5 protein-coding genes and 1 pseudogene are annotated in these 4929 nt (G+C 71.1%); 3 read left to right on the top strand and 3 right to left on the bottom strand.

What is annotated here, in order from left to right:
* Together G6027_RS06850 and G6027_RS06845 are read right to left on the bottom strand one after the other, a co-directional pair.
* Positions 1 to 652, bottom strand: a pseudogene (locus G6027_RS06850) (MFS transporter); the annotation flags it as partial.
* Positions 645 to 1547, bottom strand: coding sequence for a glutaminyl-peptide cyclotransferase (locus G6027_RS06845; protein ID WP_182636519.1), 903 nt, complete (start codon positions 1545 to 1547; stop codon positions 645 to 647). The gene G6027_RS06845 and the pseudogene G6027_RS06850, both read right to left, overlap by 8 nt.
* 57 nt (positions 1548 to 1604) lie before the next feature.
* Between G6027_RS06845 and G6027_RS06840 the strand changes: the two genes are divergently transcribed.
* Positions 1605 to 2498, top strand: a complete 894-nt coding sequence (locus tag G6027_RS06840) for a DUF3027 domain-containing protein (RefSeq protein ID WP_182636518.1) — start codon at positions 1605 to 1607, stop codon at positions 2496 to 2498.
* Between the two features lie 67 nt (positions 2499 to 2565).
* On the opposite strand, the gene G6027_RS06835 is transcribed toward G6027_RS06840, so the two are convergent.
* A complete protein-coding gene (locus G6027_RS06835) occupies positions 2566 to 2835 on the bottom strand; it encodes a DUF2530 domain-containing protein (protein ID WP_182636517.1) in 270 nt (89 codons plus the stop codon).
* A 75-nt stretch (positions 2836 to 2910) separates the two neighbouring features.
* On the opposite strand from G6027_RS06835, the gene G6027_RS06830 reads away from it, so the two are divergent.
* Positions 2911 to 4380, top strand: coding sequence for an NCS2 family permease (locus G6027_RS06830; protein WP_182636516.1), 1470 nt, complete (start codon positions 2911 to 2913; stop codon positions 4378 to 4380).
* A 12-nt stretch (positions 4381 to 4392) separates the two neighbouring features.
* Positions 4393 to 4929 (top strand): TrmH family RNA methyltransferase (locus tag G6027_RS06825; RefSeq protein ID WP_346995649.1); only part of this gene is annotated, 537 nt, incomplete at its 3' end.

Here is a 4929-nt window from a genome sequence, read left to right as displayed (position 1 = left end):
CGGCGTGGGCGGGGATGGTCATCGCGACGTACGCCGCGACGAGCGCGACCGCGGCGAGCAGCCACAGGGCCGCGTCGGAGCCCCACACCCACGACACGGCCCCGGCCAGGGCCCCCGCGATCAGTGACCCGCCCACGTGGCCGAGCACCGTCAGGCGGGAGTTGGTCCGGACCAGGTCGAGCGCCGGCGGCAGGACGTGAGGTGTGATCGATGCCTTGACCACCCCGAACGTCTTGGACAACACGAGCATCCCCAGCGCGAGGGGGTACAGCAGCCAGGAGTCGAAGTTGAGCGCGAGGATCACCGCGAGCACCGCCCGCAGGGTGAAGGTCAACGACACCGTGAGGCGCCGCCCGCTGCGCAGGCGGTCGAGTGCCGGCCCGATCACCGGGGCGATCAGCGCGAACGGTGCCACCGTGACGAGGAGGTACAGCGCCACATTGCCGCGCGACTCGGCGGTGGCGGCGGAGAAGAACAACGTATTGGCCAGGGCGACGGCGAGGATGGCGTCGCACGCGAAGTTGGCGACGGTGACGTAACTCAGCTGCGAGAGCCCCGATCGGTCCGCCCCGTCGGCGTGGAAGACCCGCCGGACACCTCGGCCGACGGTGGCCGCGGCCCGGCGTGCCGGCCCGGGAGAGCGATCAGCCAATGAGGCGCACCTCGTAGAGAGACGGCCACAGCTTCCCGGTGAGCAGCACGTTCTTCGAACCGGGGAGAGCGGCGATCCCGTTGAGGACGGCTTCCCGGTCGGCCGGCCGGGGCTGCTCGAGGGCCGAGGCGTCATAGATGGCGGTGACCGCGCCGGTGGCGGGGTCGATGCGGATGACCTCGTCGGTCATCCAGACGTTGGCCAGGACGGTGCCGTCCGCGCACTCCAGTTCGTTGACCCGGACCACAGGCGTCCCCCCGGAGGTCACCGAGACCGTGCCGGTGGGCTCGAACGTGACTGGGTCACGGAAGGTCAGTCGGTCGGAGCCGTCGCTCATGATCAACCGTGCACCGTCGTGGCACAGGCCCCACCCTTCGCCCGCGTACGGCACCTCGGAGCGCACCTCAAGGGTCTGCGGGTCACGGTTGTGGGCGATCCCGTTGGTCCAGGTCAGGGTCCAGAGGGTGTCCGGGGTGACGGCCAGGCCCTCACCGAACTCGTCGTTGGCCATCGGTACCGACACGGCGGGCGGGCCACCGGCCAGTGGGCGGCGCTGCACCTGCGAGCTGCCGTACCGGCCCGTCGACTCGTAGATCTCGTCACCCACCACCTGCAGGCCCTGGGTGAACAACGTGGGGTCGTGCGGCAGGGTCCGGACGACCTCGACCGAACCGCGAGCGGGCCGGGGCTCGGACGGGCCCACCGGGACCTGCCCGCCGCCCGCGTCGCCGGAGCCGGAACCCGACCCGGTGGGCATGCTCGACGACGCGAGGGAGGCGCCGGGGGACGTGGCGCTCCCGGCCTCGTCGGAACCGGTCGCGGTACACGCCGCGACGGCGCCGACGAGGGAGAGGGAGACCGCGAGAGGGCCGAGGGTGCCGAGGACGCTGCGCATGCCTCAAGGATGCCGTACGACGGGCCGGACCGCGACGTCGTCGCGATGACGCGCATAATGGGTCGGGTGAACACCGAGGTAGGCACGGATCAGGAGGCGGACCCCGTGAGCACCGATCAGGCCTCGGGCTTCGACGAGGCCCTGCGCGAGAGACTCGCCTCGGGCGTCGACGTGGCGCGTGCCGCCGTGGAGGAGTTCGCGACTGACGGCGTGGGAGAGCACCGGGGGTCCGTGGTCGAGGCGCCGTTCACCACGACGCACCGGTTCGCCTCGGAACTCCCCGGATACCGCGGGTGGTACTGGGCCTGCGTCCTGGCTCTGGTCCCCGGCGGCGAGCTGACGGTCGACGAGATCTCGCTCCTCCCCGGTCCCGATTCGGTGGTGGCCCCGGAGTGGGTGCCGTGGGAGAAGAGGATCCGCCCGGGCGATCTGGGTGCGGGTGATCTGCTGCCCCCGGCGGACGACGACGAGAGGCTGGTCCCGGGACAGCTCCTCACGGGGGACGACGGACTCGACGAGGTCGCCGGCCCCGTGGGGCTCGGCAGGCCCCGGCACCTGAGCCGGGAGGGCCGATCGGCCGCCGCCGCCCGATGGGCCGCCGAACGGGGCCCGGACACCGAGATCGCGCGCGGAGCCAAGCATCACTGCGGGTCCTGCGGATTCCTGGTACCCGTCTCCGGCTCGTTGGGGACGATGTTCGGGGTGTGCGCCAACGAGTATTCCGCCGACGGGCAGGTGGTGCATCTCCAGTACGGCTGCGGCGCCCACAGCGAGGTGCAGGTGGCCACGGAGTCCTCCGCCCCGGTGGCCGAGGCGTATGACGACGCCGCCGTGGACGTGGTGGTGTTGCCCCAGCAACTGGCGGCCTCCGCCGCCCGGGCGCGGGAGGCGTCCGACCAGGAGGACGAGGTGGGGGAGACCGGGCAGGCGAGCGGTTCCGACCAGGCCTGACCCCGCCGATCTCCCTGTCCCCGCCGATCTCCCTGTCCCCGCCGGGCTGCCTGATCCGGCCGACTTCTCAGGTGCGGTCGAAGTCGAGCCCGCCCTGTGCACCCGCGCTGCCGCGCAGGACCGCACGCCGCTGGAGCGCGTACACGAGCGTGCCGATCGCACCCACGCCCACGCCCACCGCGCAGAGGATGACCGCGCGCATGTCGACCTCCTCCATGAGCATCATCGCCAGGAGGGCGAGGGTCCACGCGAGGGTTCCGATGAGGACGACGGGCCGCGGATCCAGCAGGTAGGCCGGGATCCGGGGTGCCTGCGGCTCGGTCGGCCTGTCCGTCATGACCGCGACGCTACCGCAGGCGCGGGGGCGGTTACTCTATGACGGTTCCTCACCCACCGCCAGGAAGGTCTCCAGATGTCGCAGAGCGCCGGGGCCCCGTCGCAGTCCCCAGTACGGATCGGGGCCGTCGACCGGTACTTCAAGATCAGCGAGCGCGGTTCGACGGTGGCCCGCGAGGTGCGCGGCGGGTTGGTCAGCTTCTTCGCGATGGCCTACATCATCGTGCTCAACCCGCTGATCCTCGGTTCGGGTGTCGACGTCGAGGGCAACCAACTGTCGATCATCGAGATCGCCGCGGTCACCGCCTTCACCGCCGGTGTGATGACGGTGGCGTTCGGCGCGATCGCCCGCTACCCCTTCGCCTTCGCCACCGGCCTGGGCATCAACTCCCTCGTCGCGGTCACCATCGCCAGGCAGGTCACGTGGGCCGAGGCCATGGGGCTGATCGTCATCGAGGGCATCATCATCGTCATCCTGGCGGTGAGCGGGTTCCGCAAGGCCGTCTTCGACGCCATCCCGTCGGACCTCAAGGCCGCCATCGCCGTGGGCATCGGGCTGTTCATCGCTATGGTCGGCTTCGTCGACTCCGGTTTCGTACGTCGACTCCCCGACGCCGCGGGCACCACGGTCCCCGTGGGACTGGGGATCGAGGGGTCGATCGCGTCGTGGCCCACCGCCGTGTTCGCGTTCGGGCTCCTGTTGTGTGGGGTGCTTGTGGCCCGGCAGGTGCGCGGCGGCATCTTCATCGGCATCGTGGTCACCACCGTGGTGGCCATCATCGTCGAGGCCATCGCGAACGCCGGCCCGTCCTTCGTCGACGGTGAGCCCTCGCCCACCGGGTGGAACCTCGCGGTCCCGGGGGTCCCCGAGACGCTCGGCGGGCTGCCCAACCTGTCCCTCATCGGGCAGGTGGATCTCTTCGGCGCGTTCGTCCGCATCGGCCCCCTGGCGGCCAGCCTGTTCGTCTTCACCCTGCTGCTCGCCAACTTCTTCGACGCCATGGGCACCTTCACGGGCCTGGGCAAGGAGGCCGGGCTGATGGACGAGAAGGGCAATCTGCCCAACATGAAGACCGCGCTCGTGGTCGAGGGCGTCGGTGCCGTCGCGGGTGGCTTCACCTCGTCGTCGTCCAACACCGTCTTCCTCGAGTCGGCCACAGGTATCGCCGAGGGCGCCCGCACCGGCCTGGCGAACATCGTCACCGGGGTCCTCTTCCTCGTCGCGATGTTCTTCACCCCGCTGTACGAGGTCGTCCCCGTGGAGGCGGCGGCCCCCGCACTCGTAGTGGTCGGCGCGCTCATGATGTCGCAGATCGTCAATATCGACTTCACCCGCTTCTCGATCGCGCTGCCGGCCTTCCTCACGATCGTCACCATGCCGTTCACCTACTCGATCGCCAACGGCATCGGCATCGGGTTCGTGGCCTGGGTCGTGATGGCCACCGCCACAGGCAAGGCCCGGTCGGTGCACCCGCTGCTGTGGGTGGTCGCGGCGGCGTTCCTCGTGTTCTTCGCGATCGGGCCCATCACCGACCTGCTGGCCTGAGCGGCGCGGGCAGTGCTCGTCGTCGACGTCTCCGATCCCGCCGATCCCCGGCTGGACGATCTCCGCGACCTCAACCACTCCGACCGCCGCCCCGACCTGCCGGGCGGCCGGGGCCTGGTGATCGCGGAGGGCACCTACGTGGTGGGTCGGATGCTGCTGTCCCGGTTCCGTCCGCACGTCCTGCTGGGGACCGACGCGCGACTGCAGCAGCTGCGGCGCGAGGCGACCGCCGAGGGATGGGACGTCGACGAGCGTGCCGCCGGGGCCGTGTACCTGCGCACCACCAAGGACGTGCTCAGCGAGGTGATCGGGTTCCGGTCCAGCCGCGACATCCTCGCCGCCGCCGACCGGCCGACCCCGCTGGAGGTCGGCGCCGTCGTGGACGGGGCCCGGACCCTCGTGGTGCTCGAGGGCGTCAACGACCCCGAGAACCTCGGGGCGATCTTCCGCAACTGCGCGGCGCTCGGTGTCGACGGGGTGCTCTTCGGCGCCGCGACCGGGGACCCGCTCTACCGGCGGGTGGTGCGCGTGTCCATGGGGCATGTCCTG

Origin of the sequence: Dietzia sp. SLG310A2-38A2 (assembly GCF_014145095.1) — a bacterium.
In the GTDB taxonomy this organism is placed as follows: Bacteria; Actinomycetota; Actinomycetes; order Mycobacteriales; family Mycobacteriaceae; genus Dietzia.
This window is presented reverse-complemented; position numbering and strand designations above follow the sequence as displayed.